The sequence below is a fragment of the Belnapia sp. AC561 genome (assembly GCF_979252845.1).
Map to the genome: position 1 here is coordinate 1 of NZ_CEEDBP010000174.1, position 281 is coordinate 281.

The following is a 281-nucleotide window of genomic DNA, read 5'->3' on the forward strand; positions in this document are numbered from 1 at the left end:
GTGTCCGACACCACCACCTACATTGCGGGCAAGGATCTGCCGCTCGAGCAGACCATCGCCAACATGTCGGGCATCCTCGCCGACCTGGGGATGAAGATCGAGATTGCCTCCTGGCGCAACATCGTGCCCAACGTCTGGTCGCTGCATATTCGCGACGCGCAGTCGCCGATGTGCTTCACCAACGGCAAGGGCTCGACCAAGGAAAGCGCCCTGGCCTCGGCGCTTGGCGAGTTCATCGAACGGCTGAACTGCAATTTCTTCTATAACGACCAGTTCTGGGG

Annotated in this window: 1 protein-coding gene; it reads left to right on the forward strand. The window is 60.1% G+C overall.

What is annotated here, in order from left to right; all coding sequences use genetic code 11:
* On the forward strand, positions 1 to 281 hold a 281-nt coding region (locus AC0IW9_RS30625), incomplete at both ends, for a YcaO-like family protein (RefSeq protein WP_471652077.1).